Origin of the sequence: Streptomyces sp. CA-250714 (assembly GCF_050936705.1) — a bacterium.
Classification (GTDB): Bacteria; Actinomycetota; Actinomycetes; order Streptomycetales; family Streptomycetaceae; genus Streptomyces.
The window spans coordinates 1,823,299-1,838,363 of sequence record NZ_JBNJMI010000002.1 but is presented as its reverse complement, the minus strand read 5'-3'; the positions used below and the strand labels follow the sequence as shown (position 1 = coordinate 1,838,363).

Below are 15,065 nucleotides of genomic sequence, written 5' to 3'. Positions count from 1 at the left end.
GGGACGCGGACGCGCCCCGTAAGGGGCGCGGGGAACTGCGCGCCAAGCCACAACACACCCGCAGTCCGCGGACGACAGACAGGGGCAGCCCCTCAGCGGGGCGCCGTCGCCGCGTCAGCAATCCGTTGCGCCATCGGCGACTGGTCCGCGTCCAGCCGCACTGGGGTGAACGCCCATACGAGACGGCGCTGTTGGTCGCGGGTGGAAAACATGCCAGCCGCGTAGCCGTAGAACTCACCGGTCTTGCCCCACAGGGCAACCCCGTTCACGGTGGCGGTCTGCAGCCCGGCGCTGTACCGCGCGGGGCTCCCATCGAGCATCCGTACATGCCGCGGCGGCAGTGTGAACATCCGCCGCAACTGCCGCTCCGGCAGCAACGCACCGGAGAACAGCGCGGACAGGAACCGGTGCAGATCACCGGTGCTGGAGACGATCTCACCGTCCGCGTGCGAGATCGACATGTCGAACTCGGTGACATCCGCCAGCGAGCCGTCGCTCAACTCCAGACAGCCATGCATATGCGGCCCGCGGATGCGCCGCGGATTGCCCTCGGCCGACGGGAACGAGGTGTGCCCGAGCCGGAGCGGACGCAGGATGCGGTCCCGTATCACGACGCCGTACGGCCGCCCCGTCACCTGCTCGACGACCAGCGCCGCCAGCACATAGTTGATGCCGCGGTACTCCTGCTTGGTGCCGGGTCGGAACTTCAGCGGGCCGCCGGTGACCGTTTCCACGATCTGCTGCGGCGTCCACCGGTCGAAGCGGTGCCGCAGTACGTCCTCCGGCGTCTTCCGCTCGGGCAGTCCGACATGGTCGGGCAGCCCGCTGGTGTGGTCGAGTAACTGCGCCACGGTGATCGCGCCGAACCGCTCCGGCAGCAGATCGGGGAGGTAGTGCCGTACGGGGGCCTCCAGCCGCAGCCGCCCCTCGTCGGCGAGCTGGAGCGCGACCGTCGCCACGAACGGCTTGGTGATGCTGCCCGCACGTACCTTGTCGTTGAGCCCGACAGCGCGTCCGGTCGCCGGGTCCGACACCCCCGAGGTGCCGTACCACCTGCCGGCCGAACCGCTCACCCGCAGCTGGGCGCCGGAGGAGCGGGGGTGCGCCAGATCGTCGATGGCGGCCCGCAGCGCGCGGGCGTCGGGCGGAGGCAGGGTGGGGCGCCCGGCCCCGCCCGCGCTGTCGGCGACGGCGACCGGCACCGGCGTACCGACGGCGGCGACCGCGGCGCCGGAGAGCACCCCTGTCAGCAGGGTCCTGCGGGAGGGGGTGCGGGGAGTGGACTTTCGGCTGCGGGAGAGCGGCAAGGAAGTCATACCTCCACCTTCGCGACTGAGCGCCCCGGCTCCATCCGGGAACACCCTGACCCGCCCCCGTACCGATCCCTGTCCCGCCCCAGGGTCGCCGCCCGGCGCCAATGGGGGCGCACTTCCGGCCGCGTACCCCGCATGGGGGCTGCGCTTGCCCACCCTGCGCCCCTGGCGCAGACTGCCCAAGCACAGCAGGGAGACGCCCCGTCAGGGGCACCCCCTCCCCGGCGCTACAGGCCCAGATTCGCCTGGGTCAGACGGGTGATGGCGTCCTTGTCACCGTCCAGCTCCACATCCGCGTGCTCCTGCCGGCCGGAGGCGAACAGCAGCAGCTCCGAGGGAGCACCGACCGCGGTGACCACGGGCGTGCCGCGGTGGGCGACGGCCGTCTGCCCGTTGGGCCGCCGCAGCACGAGGCCGACCGGGGACTTGCGGCCGTACATCCGGGCAGCGGTCTCCAGCCGCCGCCACAGCGCGTCCTCGAAGACGGGGTCCAGCTCGCGCGGGGTCCAGTCGGGCTGCGCGCGGCGTACGTCCTCCGCGTGGACGAAGAACTCGACCGTGTTGGCCGCCTCGTCCACCTGCTTGAGCGCGAAGGGCGACATCCGCGGCGGCCCGGTGCGGATCAGCTGGATGAGTTCCTCGTACGGCTTGGCCGCGAACTCGCCCTGCACCCGCTCCAGTCGGGGCGCGAGCTGCTTGATCAGCAGACCGCCCGCCGCGTCGCTTCGGCGCTCCCGTACGACGATGTGCGCGGCCAGGTCCCGGGTCTGCCACCCCTCGCACAGGGTGGGAGCCTCCGGGCCGTGCGTCTCCAAGAGATCGGCGAGCAGCAGGCGTTCACGCTTCGCATGGGTCGACATGCCTGCAAGCGTACGGCGGGCCCGAGGACAGCGGGGCGCTGTGGGTGTGCGGGCGTGTGCGGGGCGTGTCCGCCGGTCCGTACGGAGGCTCCGCGCGGTGCGGGACAATGGAGCCATGTCCCAGGAGACCACTCTCGACCCTGCCGTCGCCGCCCGGCTCAAGCGCAACGCGGACGGGCTGCTGCCCGCCATCGCCCAGCAGTACGACACCGGAGAGGTGCTGATGCTGGGGTGGATGGACGACGAGGCGCTGCGCCGCACGCTGACCTCGGGCCGGGCCACGTACTGGAGCCGGAGCCGGGGCGAATACTGGGTCAAAGGAGACACCTCCGGGCATGTGCAGTGGGTCAAGTCCGTGGCGCTCGACTGCGACGCCGACACGGTGCTGGTGAAGGTCGACCAGCTCGGCGCCGCCTGTCACACGGGCAGCAGGACCTGCTTCGACGCGGACGTGCTGCTGCCCGCCGACCAGTAGGGTGAGGGGCCATGACGGCGCCCGACCTCGCAACCTTCCGCACGCTCGCCAAGGACCGGCGGGTCATCCCGGTGACCCGCCGCCTGCTGGCAGACGGCGACACCCCCATCGCCCTGTACCGCAAGCTCGCTCAGGAGCGCCCCGGCACCTTCCTGCTGGAGTCGGCGGAGAACGGCCGCACCTGGTCGCGGTACTCCTTCATCGGCGTCCGCAGCGACGCGGCGCTGACCGTGCGCGACGGCCAGGCGCACTGGCAGGGCACCCCGCCCGTCGGCGTACCCACCGCAGGTGACCCGCTCGCCGCGCTGCGCGAGACGGTCGAGGCCCTGCACACCCCGCGCGACCTGCACCAGGGCGGGGACCTGCCGCCGTTCACCGGCGGCATGGTCGGCTACCTCGGGTACGACATCGTCCAGCGGCTGGAGAAGGTCGGCCACCACCCCGGCACCCGGGACGATCTCGCGCTGCCGGAGCTGACGATGCTGCTCACCTCCGACCTCGCCGTCCTCGACCACCGCGACGGCACGGTGCTGCTCATCGCCAACGCGATCAACCACAACGACCTGGACACCGGCGTGGACGAGGCGCACGCCGACGCCGTACGCAGGCTGGACGCGATGACCGCCGACCTCGCCCGCCCCGCACCCGTCGAGCCGGTGGCGCTGCCGCCGTCCGAACTCCCCGCGTTCGAGGCCAGGTCGGGCGGTGCGACGTACCAGGGCTGGGTCGAGGACATCAAGGAACGGATCCGCGGCGGGGAAGCGTTCCAGGTGGTGCCCTCGCAGCGGTTCGAGGCCCGCTGCGAGGCGAGCGCGCTGGACGTCTACCGGGTGCTGCGGGCGACCAATCCGAGCCCGTATATGTATCTGCTGCGCTTCGACGGCTTCGACATCGTCGGCTCCAGCCCCGAGGCGCTGGTCAAGGTGGAGGACGGCCGCGCGATGATGCACCCCATCGCCGGCACCCGGCCGCGCGGCGCCACCCCGGGCGAGGACACCGCGCTGGCGGAGGAACTGCTGGCCGACCCGAAGGAGCGCGCCGAGCATCTGATGCTGGTGGACCTGGGCCGCAACGACCTGGGGCGGGTCTGCGAGCCGGGCAGCGTCGAAGTGGTCGACTTCATGTCGATCGAGCGCTACAGCCATGTGATGCACATCGTCTCGACCGTCACCGGTCAACTGGCCGAGAACCGCACCGCGTTCGACGCCCTCACCGCCTGCTTCCCGGCCGGCACCCTCTCCGGGGCGCCCAAGCCACGCGCGCTCCAGATCATCGAGGAGCTGGAGCCCACCAAGCGCGGCGTCTACGGCGGATGTGTCGGATATCTCGACTTCGCGGGCGACTCCGACACTGCCATCGCGATCCGTACGGCACTGCTGCGCGACGGGACCGCCTACGTCCAGGCTGGTGCCGGTGTCGTCGCCGACTCCGACCCCGCGGCCGAGGACACCGAGTGCGCCAACAAGGCAGCGGCGGTACTGAGGGCGGTCCGGACCGCCGAGCGGCTCGGGGGTAGCGTTGAGGGGTGACTTCTTCAGCCCCCGCTCCTGACCCGAACGGTGCCGAGGGAACCCCGCACTCCGCGGACGCGGCCCCCCGCCCCGGGCGCTCGCGCGCGGCACGTACCGCGCTGGCGGTCGCACTGCTGAGCGGTGCGGTGGGGGCAGCGCTCGCGCTGGTCTCCGCAGGACAGACGTGGAGCGAGTCCACGGCGAAGTTCGCACAGGGCGCGGTGCCGGTCAGCGCCGAGGGCGGCGACGTCACCGGCCTGCCCAGCGCCCTGGCCCTGGTCGGCCTCGCCGCACTTGTCGCCGTCTTCGCCGTACGCCGCACCGGCCGCCGTGTCGTCGCCGGGCTGCTCACCCTGTGCGGCGCCGCCGTGCTGGCCTCCGCCCTGCTCGGCGCCGACGACACCGGGGCGCTGGCCGCTGAGGCTGCGAGGACCAGTGGGCTTGCGGACAGTGGTATCGGTGCCGTCTCCGTCACTGCGTGGCCGTACGTCTCGGCCGCGGGTGGCGCGTTGCTGCTGATCGCGGGGCTGTTGGCGCTGCGGTACGGGAGTGGGTGGCCGTCGATGTCGGGGAGTGCGCGGTATGAGCGGGCGCCGTTGCGGCAGCGCGCTGCGCGCGGGCCTCGGCGAGTTGATCCCGACCGGCCCGAGGATTTGTGGAAGGCCCTGGATCGGGGGGAGGACCCCACTCGCGGCACGGCCTGAAGTTCCGATTCGGGGCTGCCCCTGGCTGTGGTTCGCGGGGTGCGCCCACGTTGTGGTTGCTCGCGCAGTTCCTCGCGCCCCTGACGGGGCGCGGGACGCGACCCCCGCGGTGGCGGGCTGCCGGGGAAGGGGGACAATAGGCGGCGAACGGGCCGGGTGGCCCCACCTCATGTTGTGATTCAAGGAGCATTCATGGCGCACAGCCACGGACACACCCCGGCCGCCTGGACCGGCTCGATCATCTCCTTCGTCGGTTTCTGCGTCGCCTCCGCCTTCACGGTGATGGCGCAGCCCGCCGGTGTGATCGCGGGACTGGTCATCATCGGAGCGGGTGCTGTGATCGGCGGCATCATGCGGGCGGCGGGCCTCGGCCAGTCCAAGTCCAAGGGCATGACGGCCGAGCAGGCGCGCGCCCACCGGCTGGCGCACCAGCAGGCACACCCGCAGGTCCACAGCAAGGCGCACTCCTCCTGAGCGACCGGCAGCACGCCGCGACGGTGCGGCACCGCCTCCGCAGCGCGGTGCCGCGGCTGGCCGCGCCCCTCGGCTCCCTCGCCGTGGCGGGCGCGGCTTTCGGCTATGTGGCCGCCGTCGACCCCAATCAGCCGGGCCACTACCCGGCCTGCCCCTTTCTGACCGTCACGGGGCTGTACTGCCCCGGCTGCGGCGGGCTGCGCAGCGCGCACGCCGCAGCGCACGGTGAGCTGGCCACCGCGCTGGGCGCCAACGCGCTCGCTGTCCTGCTCTTCGCCGCCCTCGCGCTGGGCTGGCTGCACTGGACCGCCCGCGCGGTACGGGCCCGGCCGTACTCCTTTCCGGTACGGCTGCGGGCCTGGCACTGGTGGGCCGCGGGGGTGCTGGTGGTGGCGTTCACGGTTGTCCGGAATACGCCCCTCGGCAGCGGGCTGACTCCCTGACCGGTCCCGCACGGACGGCCACCGGGGCGGTGATTTGTCCGCTATATGGGACCGTGTTCAACCGGATGCGGGACCTCCGCGCCGCGGCGGATACCATCACAGTGCCCCACCCGACCATCCCCTGCTCCGTCCATGAGGGGCCGCCCCCGGTCACCAGGCCGATCGATCCAGCCAGCCCGTAACCACAGCCAGCAAGGAGGCCGCTCGGTGAGTGTGCTCGACGAGATCATCGAAGGCGTGCGTGAGGACCTCGCCGAGCGGCAGGCGCGCGTCAGCCTCGAGGAGCTCAAGGAGCGTGCCGCCCGGGCGCCCCAGGTCAAGGACGGGCTCGCGGCGCTCAAGGGCGACAGCACGGCCGGAGTGCGGGTGATCTGCGAGGTCAAGCGCTCCAGCCCGTCCAAGGGCGCGCTGGCTGCCATCGCCGACCCGGCCGGGCTCGCCGCCGACTACGAGGCGGGCGGCGCCGCCGTGATCTCCGTCCTCACCGAACGCCGCCGCTTCGGCGGCTCGCTGGCCGACCTCGAGGCCGTACGGGCCCGGGTCGACATCCCCGTGCTGCGCAAGGACTTCATCTTCTCCTCCTACCAGCTGTGGGAGGCCCGTGCGCACGGCGCCGACGTCGTGCTGCTGATCGTCGCCGCGCTGGAGCAGGAGGCGCTGGTCTCCCTGATCGAGCGCGCCGAGTCCATCGGGCTCACCCCGCTGGTCGAGGTGCACGACGAGGAGGAGGCCGAGCGGGCGGTGGCGGCCGGGGCGAAGATCATCGGGGTCAACGCGCGGAATCTGAAGACCCTCGAGGTGGACCGGAGCAACTTCACCCGGATCGCGCCCGAGATCCCCGACCACATCGTCAAGGTCGCCGAGTCCGGCGTCCGGGGCCCGCACGATCTGATCGCGTACGCGAACGAGGGGGCCGACGCCGTTCTGGTGGGGGAGTCGCTGGTCACCGGCAAGGACCCGAAGACCGCGGTCTCCGATCTCGTCGCCGCCGGTGCGCACCCGGCGCTGCGGCACGGGAGGGGCTGACGCCCCGTGTCCGTCGCCGTCTCGTTGTGCTCCCTCGCGCTGGCGCGCGGGTGCCGGCCGCGTGGCTGCCGGGCTCCGGCACGGCGGGTGCGGGGGCGGTCCGTCCGGTACCACATCGGGTGCGAGCCGGGCGTGATCCGCGGCCGTCGATGGCGCTGACGTTCCCCGATCCTCCCCCAGACTCCGTCCGGGAGGTACCCCCACTTCCCGAATAGAGGGCTCCCCCTTTCCCCCTGATCGCTTCGCGTCCAGGCAGGCTGAATCTCAGCCCCTCCGGCGCTTGAGGAGCGGGGGCTCGGGGGCGGAGCCCCCAAAGAATTTCGGGAAGGGGTGGGGCGGGGGCCGAGTCATCACGTCAGCCCACTCGCGAGGAGCACTGTCGGCATGTCATCCGACTACTTCATTCCTGACCCCGAGGGTCTCAGCCCCAACGTCGCCGGGTACTTCGGCGCGTTCGGCGGCAAGTTCATCCCCGAAGCGCTGGTCGCCGCCGTCGACGAGGTGGCCGCCGAGTACGAGAAGGCCAAGGCGGACCCCGCCTTCGCCGCCGAGCTCGACGAGCTGCTCGTCAACTACACGGGCCGCCCCAGCGCCCTCACCGAGGTGCGGCGGTTCGCGGAGCACGCGGGCGGCGCCCGCGTCTTCCTCAAGCGCGAGGACCTCAACCACACCGGCTCGCACAAGATCAACAACGTGCTGGGCCAGGCCCTGCTCACCAAGCGCATGGGCAAGCCGCGCGTCATCGCCGAGACCGGCGCGGGCCAGCACGGCGTGGCCACCGCCACCGCGTGCGCCCTCTTCGGCCTCGAATGCACCATCTACATGGGCGAGATCGACACCCAGCGGCAGGCGCTGAACGTCGCCCGCATGCGGATGCTCGGCGCCGAGGTCGTCCCCGTCGCCTCCGGCAGCCGCACCCTCAAGGACGCCATCAACGAGGCGTTCCGCGACTGGGTGGCGAATGTGGACCGTACGCACTACCTGTTCGGCACGGTCGCGGGGCCGCACCCCTTCCCGCAGATCGTCCGCGACTTCCACCGCGTGATCGGCGTCGAGGCGCGGCGGCAGATCCTGGAGCGCACAGGGCGGCTGCCGGACGCCGTCGCCGCCTGTGTGGGCGGCGGCTCCAACGCGATCGGGCTCTTCCACGCCTTTCTGCCGGACACCGGCGTGCGGCTGGTCGGCTTCGAGGCGGCGGGGCACGGCGTGGAGTCGGGCGAGCACGCCGCCACGCTGACCGCGGGTGAGCCGGGCATCCTGCACGGCTCGCGAAGCTATGTCCTCCAGGACGACGAGGGGCAGATCACCGAGCCGTACTCGATCTCGGCCGGGCTCGACTACCCGGGCATCGGCCCCGAGCACGCGTTCCTCAAGGACAGCGGGCGCGGCGAGTACCGCCCGGTCACCGACGACCAGGCGATGCGGGCGCTGCGGCTGCTCTCGGAGACCGAGGGCATCATCCCGGCCATCGAGAGCGCACACGCGCTGGCGGGCGCCCTCGAACTGGGCAAGGAGCTGGGCAGTGAGGGCATCGTCCTGGTGAACCTCTCGGGCCGCGGCGACAAGGACATGGACACGGCCGCGCGGTACTTCGGCCTGCTGGACGGCACGGACGGGACGGACGAGAAGGCCGAGGGGGAGCACGCATGAGCGGCACGGGCGGAAACATCGCACTGCTTCAGGAGACCCTGGCGCAGGCCAAGGCCGAGAACCGGGCCGCGCTCGTCGGCTACCTCCCGGCCGGGTTCCCCACCGTCGAGGGCGGCATCGCCGCCTGTACGGCGCTGCTGGAGAGCGGCTGCGACGTGGTCGAGGTCGGCCTGCCGCACAGCGACCCCGTGATGGACGGACCGGTCATCCAGACGGCGGACACCATCGCGCTGGAAGGCGGGGTGCGGATCGCCGACGTACTGCGTACGGTCCGCGAGGCGCACGCCGCCACCGGGAAGCCGGTGCTGGTCATGACGTACTGGAACCCCGTCGACCGGTACGGCGCTGAACGCTTCGCCGAGGAGCTGGCGGCGGCGGGCGGTGCTGGGTGCATCCTGCCCGACCTGCCGGTCGAGGAGTCGGACGGCTGGCGGAAGGCGGCCGAGCAGGCCGGGCTCGGCACGGTCTTCGTCGTCGCGCCCAGTAGCCAGGACGCGCGGCTGGCCCGGATCACCGCCGCGGGCAGCGGCTTCGTGTACGCCGCCTCGCTGATGGGGGTCACCGGTACGCGCGAGTCGGTGGGCAACGAGGCCCGCGAGCTGGTGGCGCGGGTACGGTCCACGACCTCGCTGCCCGTGTGCGTCGGGCTCGGGGTGTCCAACTCGGCGCAGGCCGCCGAAGTGGCCGCCTTCGCGGACGGAGTGATCGTCGGCTCGGCGTTCGTCAAGCTCCTGCTGGCGGCCGACGACCTGGAGGCGGGCCTCGCCGAGGTGCGGGAGCTCGCCGCGGCCCTGGCCGAGGGCGTCCGCCGGTAGCGGAACGGCCCCCCGGAGCAATCCGGGGGGCCATCCCTTTTGGGTGAAAAAGCGCGCTGTGTGCTCGTCGGAGGCGGAGCCCTCTCGTTGGGTCGGGCGTGATGAGCCAGAACAGCAAGGACGGCGGCAAGCGCTCGGCCCGCGAGCGCCTGCGGGCCGAGCGGGAACGGGACAAGGCAGCCGAGCGCAGGCGGCGCTCGCTCAAGGCGGGCGCCCTGGTCGTCGGCGCACTGGCCCTGGCCACCGGCATCGGCGCCACTGTGGCGAGCATGGGCGGCGACGAGAAGGGCAGCCAGTCGGCGAAGCCGGTCACGGTGGGCCGGGCCGGCGCCCCGGCCAAGCTCACGGTCTACGAGGACTTCCGCTGCCCGGCGTGCGGGCAGTTCGAGAACGCCTTCGGGGGCACGATCAAGAGCCTGGAGCGGGCGGGCAAGCTCAAGGCCGAGTACCACCTGGTGACGCTCATCGACGGGAACATGGGCGGCCGGGGCTCCCACGAGGCGGCCAACGCGGCAGCGTGCGCCCGCGACAAGGGGAAGTTCGCCCCCTACCACGATGTGCTGTACCGCAACCAGCCCGGCGAGCAGCAGGACGCGTTCGCCAGCACCCAGCGGCTGATCCAACTGGCCGGGAAGGTGGACGGGTTGGCGGACGCCGGATTCAAGGAGTGCGTGACGAGTGGGCGGCACGACGACTGGGTGAAGCGCTCCGACGCGGCGTTCCGTTCGTCGGGGTACAAGGGGACCCCCACCGTGCTGCTGAACGGCAAGGACATTTTCAGTGATCAGTCGGATCCGTTGACCCCGGCGAAGCTGCGGAGGCTCGTCGAGGCCAAGAGCTAGCCCCCTCTCCTGGTGCCGGTGAGGGGGTGCGCCTGGTCGCCGGTTGCGGGCTGCGGGTGGGTTGTGGCTTGTCGCGCAGTTCCCCGCGCCCCTTCGGGGCGCTGATCCCCGCGCCCCTTCGGGTGCGGGGATCAGCGTTATCCAGCCGTTGTGCGGGCTGATTGTCCGGGGTGGTGCCGGGCACGGTAGCGTCGGGTTCGCCATGGAGACCCTTGCCTTTATCCCCAGTCCATCGGCCGGTGAGATTCACCTCGGGCCGCTCCCGCTGCGCGGCTACGCGCTCTGCATCATCCTCGGCGTCTTCGCCGCGGTCTGGCTCGGCGGGCGCCGGTGGGTCGCACGGGGCGGACAGCCTGGAACGGTCGCCGACATCGCCGTATGGGCCGTACCGTTCGGCCTCGTCGGCGGCCGGCTGTACCACGTCATCACCGACTACCAGCTCTACTTCGGAGAGGGCCGTAACCCCGTCGACGCCCTCCGGATCTGGGACGGCGGACTGGGCATCTGGGGTGCCATCGCGCTTGGCGCGCTCGGCGCCTGGATCGGCTGCCGCCGCCGGGGCATCGCGCTGCCCGCGTACGCGGACGCCGTGGCGCCGGGCATCGTGCTGGCGCAGGCACTGGGCCGCTGGGGCAACTGGTTCAACCAGGAGCTGTACGGGCGGCCCACCGATCTGCCGTGGGCCCTCAAGATCGACCCGGAGCACCGGCCGGTCGACACCCCCGACGTGGCGACGTACCACCCGACCTTCCTGTACGAGTCGCTGTGGTGCATCGGCGTCGCGCTGCTGGTGATCTGGGCGGACCGCCGCTTCAAGCTGGGGCACGGCCGGGCGTTCGCGGTCTATGTGGCCGGGTACACGGCGGGGCGCTTCTGGACCGAGTATCTGCGCGTGGACGACGCGCACCACCTGCTCGGCATGCGGTTGAACAACTGGACGGCGCTCATCGTCTTTGTGGCGGCGGTCGTCTACATCGTCGTCTCCGCGAAGAAGCGGCCCGGCCGCGAGGATGTTGTCGAGCCACACTCTGACGCCGATGGCCCTGACGCCGCGCCTGAGGGGTCCCCCGCGGAGAAGTCCGCCACCTAGCGTCCGTACCCGGCGTCGGGGGCTGCGCTTGCCAGCCCTGCGCCTTGGGGGTACCTCCCGGCCGGAGGCTGGGGGAGCAGACTGCCCAAGCGCAGCAGAGGGGACGCGGCCTGTCCGAATTGCATAGCTATGTATGCAATTCTCGGTGCGTGCTGTGGTTGATCGTCGCCCACTTCGCGGCAGCGTGCTGCGCCGGGCCACTGGTGCGGTGGCTCGGTCCGCGCGCGTTCCTGCTGCTCGCGGCGGTGCCGGCCGGCGCCGCCGGATGGGCGGCGGCACACTACGCCCAGGTCGCAGACGGCGGAGCCGTCACCGAGCACGCCGACTGGATCCCGGCGCTCGGTGTCGGGATCGCGCTGCGGTGTGACGCGCTCGCGCTGGTGATGGTGCTGATCGCCGGCGGCATCGGCGCCCTGGTGATGGTCTACTGCGCGGCCTACTTCGACCGCGGCGAACCACGGCTCGGGGCCTTCGCCGGATCGCTGACCGCGTTCGCCGGGGCCATGCTCGGGCTGGTCCTGGCCGACGACCTGATCGTGCTGTATGTGCTGTGGGAACTCACCACGGTCTTCTCGTTCCTGCTCATCGGGCACAGCTCGGAGCACCGCACCAACCGGCGTGCCGCGCTGCAGGCGCTGCTGGTCACCACGCTCGGCGGGCTGGTGATGCTCGTCGGCTTCCTGATGCTGGGGCGGGCCGGCCACACCTACCGGATCTCGCAGCTGCTCGCCGATCCGCCCGGCGGCGGGGCGCTGGTGGCGGGCGGTCTGGTGCTGGTGCTGGTGGGGGCGCTGTCCAAGTCCGCCGTATGGCCGTTCAGCTTCTGGCTGCCGGGGGCGATGGCCGCGGCCACACCGGTTTCCGCGTATCTGCACGCCGCGGCCATGGTCAAGGCCGGGGTCTATCTGATCGCGCGGCTCGCGCCCGGCTTCGCCGAGGTGGCGCCGTGGCGGACGCTGGTGCTCGTGCTGGGCAGCGTCACGATGCTGCTGGGCGGCTGGCGGGCGCTGCGTGAGACGGACCTGAAGCTGCTGCTGGCCTTCGGTACGGTCAGCCAGCTCGGCTTCCTCACCGTGCTGGTCGGCGACGGAACCCGGGACGCGGCGCTGGCCGGGGCCGATGTGCTGTTGGCACACGCGCTGTTCAAGGCGCCGCTCTTCCTCGTCGTCGGCATCATCGACCACCTCACCGGCTCACGTGACCTGGAACGGCTCTCCGGCGTCGGCCGGGCGCTGCCCGCGCTGTGCGGTGTCGCCGTACTCGCCGGGCTGTCGATGGCGGGGGTGCCTCCGCTGCTCGGGTTCGCCGCCAAGGAGGCGGCCGTCGCGGCGCTGCTGGACGCCGGGACGGCCGAGGCGTGGACGCTGGTTGCCGTGGTCGCGGGCTCGGCGCTGACCACGGCGTACACGCTGCGCTTCCTGTGGGGAGCCTTCGCCCGCAAGGGCGGAGCCCCGCCGCTGAACCCGGTGACCTGCCCGGAGGGTGCCCGCGCCGGAGCGCTGCTGCTGGGGCCGCCGCTGGTGTGTGTGCTGGCCGGGCTGGTGCTGGGCCCGGGTGTGGTGTGGCTCGACCCGCTGCTGGGCCGGTACGCCGACGCGTTCCCCACCGTGGGCGCGCCCTACCACCTGGCGCTGTGGCACGGCTGGGGCCTCGCGCTGGCCCTCGCGGCCCTCTCCTGGGCGCTGGGCGCCGCGGTCTTCCTCGCCCAACGGCCGCTCGGCGCACTCGGCGAGCGGCTCTCGCAGATCGACGGCGACCAGGCGTTCGCCCGCTCGCTGTGGGCGCTGGAGCGGCTCTCGCTCCAGGTCACCGGCGCCGTGCAGCGCGGCTCGCTGCCCGTCTACCTGGGTACGGCCCTCGTCGTACTGTTCGGCTTCGAGACGGCGCAGCTGGTGGCGGGCCGGCCCTGGACGGAACTGGGCGCCCCACGCTGGTACGACTCGATCCCCCAGCTGGTCGTCGCGGCCGGGGTGGCGGGGGTCGGGGTGCTGTGCGTGGTGACACAGCAGCGGCTCAAGGCCGCCGTCCTCGCCGGCATCACCGGATACGGCGCCGGACTCCTCTACGTACTGCACGGCGCGCCCGACCTGGCGTTGACGCAGTTCGCCGTGGAGACCGTCTCGCTGACCGTCTTCGTCCTCGTACTGCGCAGGCTGCCGGCGCGTTTCCCGGACGGCAGCCGGATGTGGCGGACGCGGCGAAGTGTGCAGCTGGTCTTCTCCGTCGCCGCGGGCGGGCTGATCGCCGGGCTCGTCCAGATTTCGCTCGCGGCCCGCACCGCCCCGCCCTCGGGGCCCGAGCTGCTCTCCGCGACGGCGCACGAGGGCGTCCGCAACGTGGTGGCCACCACCCTGGTCGACCTGCGCGCCTGGGACACCATGGGCGAGTCCGCGGTGCTCGCCGTCGCCGCCATCGGTGTCACCAGCCTCGTCTATCTGCGCCGCCGCACCCGGGTGCCTGTCGCCCAGCCGGTGCCGAGGGCGGAGGAGCCCGGCGGCCCTCCGCCGACGGCGCCCGTCGCGGGACCGGAAGCGGGGCCCGCCGCCGCACCCGGCTCGGCGAGCGTCGCCCTGGCCCGGCCCGGCGAGGTCGCGGAAACCGGGGCACACCGCCTCCCCGCCGGGCGCCGGGACGCCTGGAAGCTGCCCGTACGGCCCGGGGCCCGCCCGCCGCACGGCTCGCCCGTCGCACCGCGCCGCACCTGGCTGGCGGCCAGCTCCACGCTCGCCCCCGAGGGGCGCTCGGTGATGTTCGAGGTGATGGCCCGGCTGGTCTTCCACCCGATCCTGGTGCTCTCCCTGTACCTGCTCTTCTCCGCCGAGAACCAGCCGGGCGGCGGCTTCACCGCGGGCCTGGTGGCCGGGCTGGCGCTGGCCGTGCGCTATCTGGCGGGCGGCCGCCTGGAGTTGGCGGCGGCCGCACCCGTGGACGCGGGCTTTCTGCTCGGGCTGGGCCTGCTGATCATCACCGGTACCGGACTCGTGGGGCTCTGGCTGGGCGGCAGCGTGCTGGCCGCCGGCAAGGTGACCGGCGAATTCTGGCTCGTCGGGCACTTCCACGCGGCCAGCCCCGTGCTCTTCGACGCCGGCGTCTATCTGCTCGTGCTCGGCGTCGTCCTCGATGTGCTGCGCAGCCTCGGCTCGGAGATCGACCGCCGTCTGGAGCGCGAACGCGGCGGTGCGGGCTCGCCCGCCGCGGGGGAGGGCCGGTCGGCATGACGGGAACGGTCGCCCTGGTGTGCTGCGGCGGGGTGCTGTTCGCCGCCGGTACGGCGCTGCTGCTGGCCCGGCCGCTGACCCGCATCCTGCTGGGCGCCGTGCTCATCGGAAACGGCGTCAACATCCTGGTGCTCGCCACCTCAGGGCCGGACGGCGAGGCCGCGCTGCTCTACCCGGGTTCGGCACGGGAGCGGATGGCCGACCCGCTGCCGCAGGCGTTCATCCTCACCGCCATCGTCATCACCCTCGCGTTGACGGCGTTCCTGGCGACCATGGCCTACCGCTCCTGGCAGCACTCCGGCAGCGACGACGTACCCGACGACATCGAGGACATCCGCGTCGTCCGCCGCGCCACCTACGCCGAGGAGCGCGAACGGCTCCGCACCGCGTACCGCAAGCGGCGCCTCGAATACCGGGCCCTGGCACGCGGCGAGGAGGAGCGCGAGGCGCGGGAGCTCACCGCCTACGAGCGGCTGGGCACGGCCCGCGACCGGTACCGCCGGCTGCGCCGCCGCGCCCGCGCCGACGCCCGGGCCTTCCGCGCCCGGCAGGCGCGGGCCGAGGAGACCGCGGAGGAGATCGTAGGGGAGGACGACCCATGGCAGACCATCCTGGGCGCGGACCGATGACGCCGAGCACCTTGT

The 15,065-nt window shown here is 72.6% G+C and carries 15 protein-coding genes; 13 read left to right on the top strand and 2 right to left on the bottom strand.

What is annotated here, in order from left to right; genetic code table 11:
- Nucleotides 1-92 precede the first annotated feature (92 nt).
- Complete coding sequence (locus tag ACQEU8_RS27120) at nt 93-1,316, bottom strand: serine hydrolase domain-containing protein (protein ID WP_433105562.1); 1,224 nt, start codon at nt 1,314-1,316, stop codon at nt 93-95.
- A 224-nt stretch (nt 1,317-1,540) separates the two neighbouring features.
- Nucleotides 1,541-2,173, bottom strand: a complete 633-nt coding sequence (locus tag ACQEU8_RS27115; protein WP_433105560.1) for a TIGR03085 family metal-binding protein — start codon at nt 2,171-2,173, stop codon at nt 1,541-1,543.
- Nucleotides 2,174-2,288: 115 nt separating this feature from the next.
- On the opposite strand from ACQEU8_RS27115, the gene hisI reads away from it, so the two are divergent.
- From hisI to ACQEU8_RS27050, 13 genes are all read left to right on the top strand, one after another.
- Nucleotides 2,289-2,648, top strand: a complete 360-nt coding sequence (gene hisI / locus ACQEU8_RS27110) for a phosphoribosyl-AMP cyclohydrolase (protein WP_433105558.1) — start codon at nt 2,289-2,291, stop codon at nt 2,646-2,648.
- Nucleotides 2,649-2,659: 11 nt separating this feature from the next.
- Nucleotides 2,660-4,177 carry an anthranilate synthase component I gene (locus ACQEU8_RS27105; RefSeq protein ID WP_433105556.1) on the top strand — a complete coding sequence of 506 codons (1,518 nt, stop codon included), beginning with the start codon at nt 2,660-2,662 and terminating at the stop codon, nt 4,175-4,177.
- Nucleotides 4,174-4,863, top strand: coding sequence for a TIGR02234 family membrane protein (locus tag ACQEU8_RS27100; protein WP_433105554.1), 690 nt, complete (start codon nt 4,174-4,176; stop codon nt 4,861-4,863). Before ACQEU8_RS27105 ends, ACQEU8_RS27100 begins: the two co-directional genes overlap by 4 nt.
- Nucleotides 4,864-5,055: 192 nt before the next feature.
- The gene (locus tag ACQEU8_RS27095) at nt 5,056-5,337 is read left to right on the top strand and encodes an HGxxPAAW family protein (protein WP_433105552.1); all 282 of its coding nucleotides are present in this window, start codon (nt 5,056-5,058) and stop codon (nt 5,335-5,337) included.
- A gap of 23 nt (nt 5,338-5,360) precedes the next feature.
- Nucleotides 5,361-5,780 carry a DUF2752 domain-containing protein gene (locus ACQEU8_RS27090; protein WP_433105550.1) on the top strand — a complete coding sequence of 140 codons (420 nt, stop codon included), beginning with the start codon at nt 5,361-5,363 and terminating at the stop codon, nt 5,778-5,780.
- A 207-nt stretch (nt 5,781-5,987) separates the two neighbouring features.
- Nucleotides 5,988-6,806: an indole-3-glycerol phosphate synthase TrpC gene (trpC, locus tag ACQEU8_RS27085; RefSeq protein ID WP_433105548.1), complete on the top strand. Its 819-nt coding sequence runs from the start codon at nt 5,988-5,990 to the stop codon at nt 6,804-6,806.
- A gap of 6 nt (nt 6,807-6,812) precedes the next feature.
- Nucleotides 6,813-6,965, top strand: a complete 153-nt coding sequence (trpM, locus tag ACQEU8_RS27080) for a tryptophan biosynthesis modulator TrpM (RefSeq protein ID WP_433105546.1) — start codon at nt 6,813-6,815, stop codon at nt 6,963-6,965.
- A 225-nt stretch (nt 6,966-7,190) separates the two neighbouring features.
- Entirely contained in the window at nt 7,191-8,456 is a 1,266-nt protein-coding gene (gene trpB / locus ACQEU8_RS27075) for a tryptophan synthase subunit beta (RefSeq protein ID WP_433105544.1), read from the top strand.
- On the top strand, nt 8,453-9,271 hold the full coding sequence (gene trpA, locus ACQEU8_RS27070) for a tryptophan synthase subunit alpha (RefSeq protein ID WP_433105542.1): 819 nt from the start codon (nt 8,453-8,455) through the stop codon (nt 9,269-9,271). The genes trpB and trpA overlap by 4 nt, the downstream gene beginning before the upstream one ends.
- 101 nt (nt 9,272-9,372) lie before the next feature.
- Nucleotides 9,373-10,113: a DsbA family protein gene (locus tag ACQEU8_RS27065; protein WP_433105540.1), complete on the top strand. Its 741-nt coding sequence runs from the start codon at nt 9,373-9,375 to the stop codon at nt 10,111-10,113.
- 202 nt (nt 10,114-10,315) lie between these two features.
- Nucleotides 10,316-11,203: a prolipoprotein diacylglyceryl transferase gene (lgt, locus tag ACQEU8_RS27060; RefSeq protein ID WP_433105538.1), complete on the top strand. Its 888-nt coding sequence runs from the start codon at nt 10,316-10,318 to the stop codon at nt 11,201-11,203.
- Nucleotides 11,204-11,352: 149 nt separating this feature from the next.
- Nucleotides 11,353-14,421, top strand: a complete 3,069-nt coding sequence (locus ACQEU8_RS27055) for a Na+/H+ antiporter subunit A (RefSeq protein ID WP_433105536.1) — start codon at nt 11,353-11,355, stop codon at nt 14,419-14,421.
- Nucleotides 14,418-15,050 carry a Na(+)/H(+) antiporter subunit C gene (locus ACQEU8_RS27050; protein ID WP_433105534.1) on the top strand — a complete coding sequence of 211 codons (633 nt, stop codon included), beginning with the start codon at nt 14,418-14,420 and terminating at the stop codon, nt 15,048-15,050. Before ACQEU8_RS27055 ends, ACQEU8_RS27050 begins: the two co-directional genes overlap by 4 nt.
- The last annotated feature ends 15 nt before the right edge of the window (nt 15,051-15,065 follow it).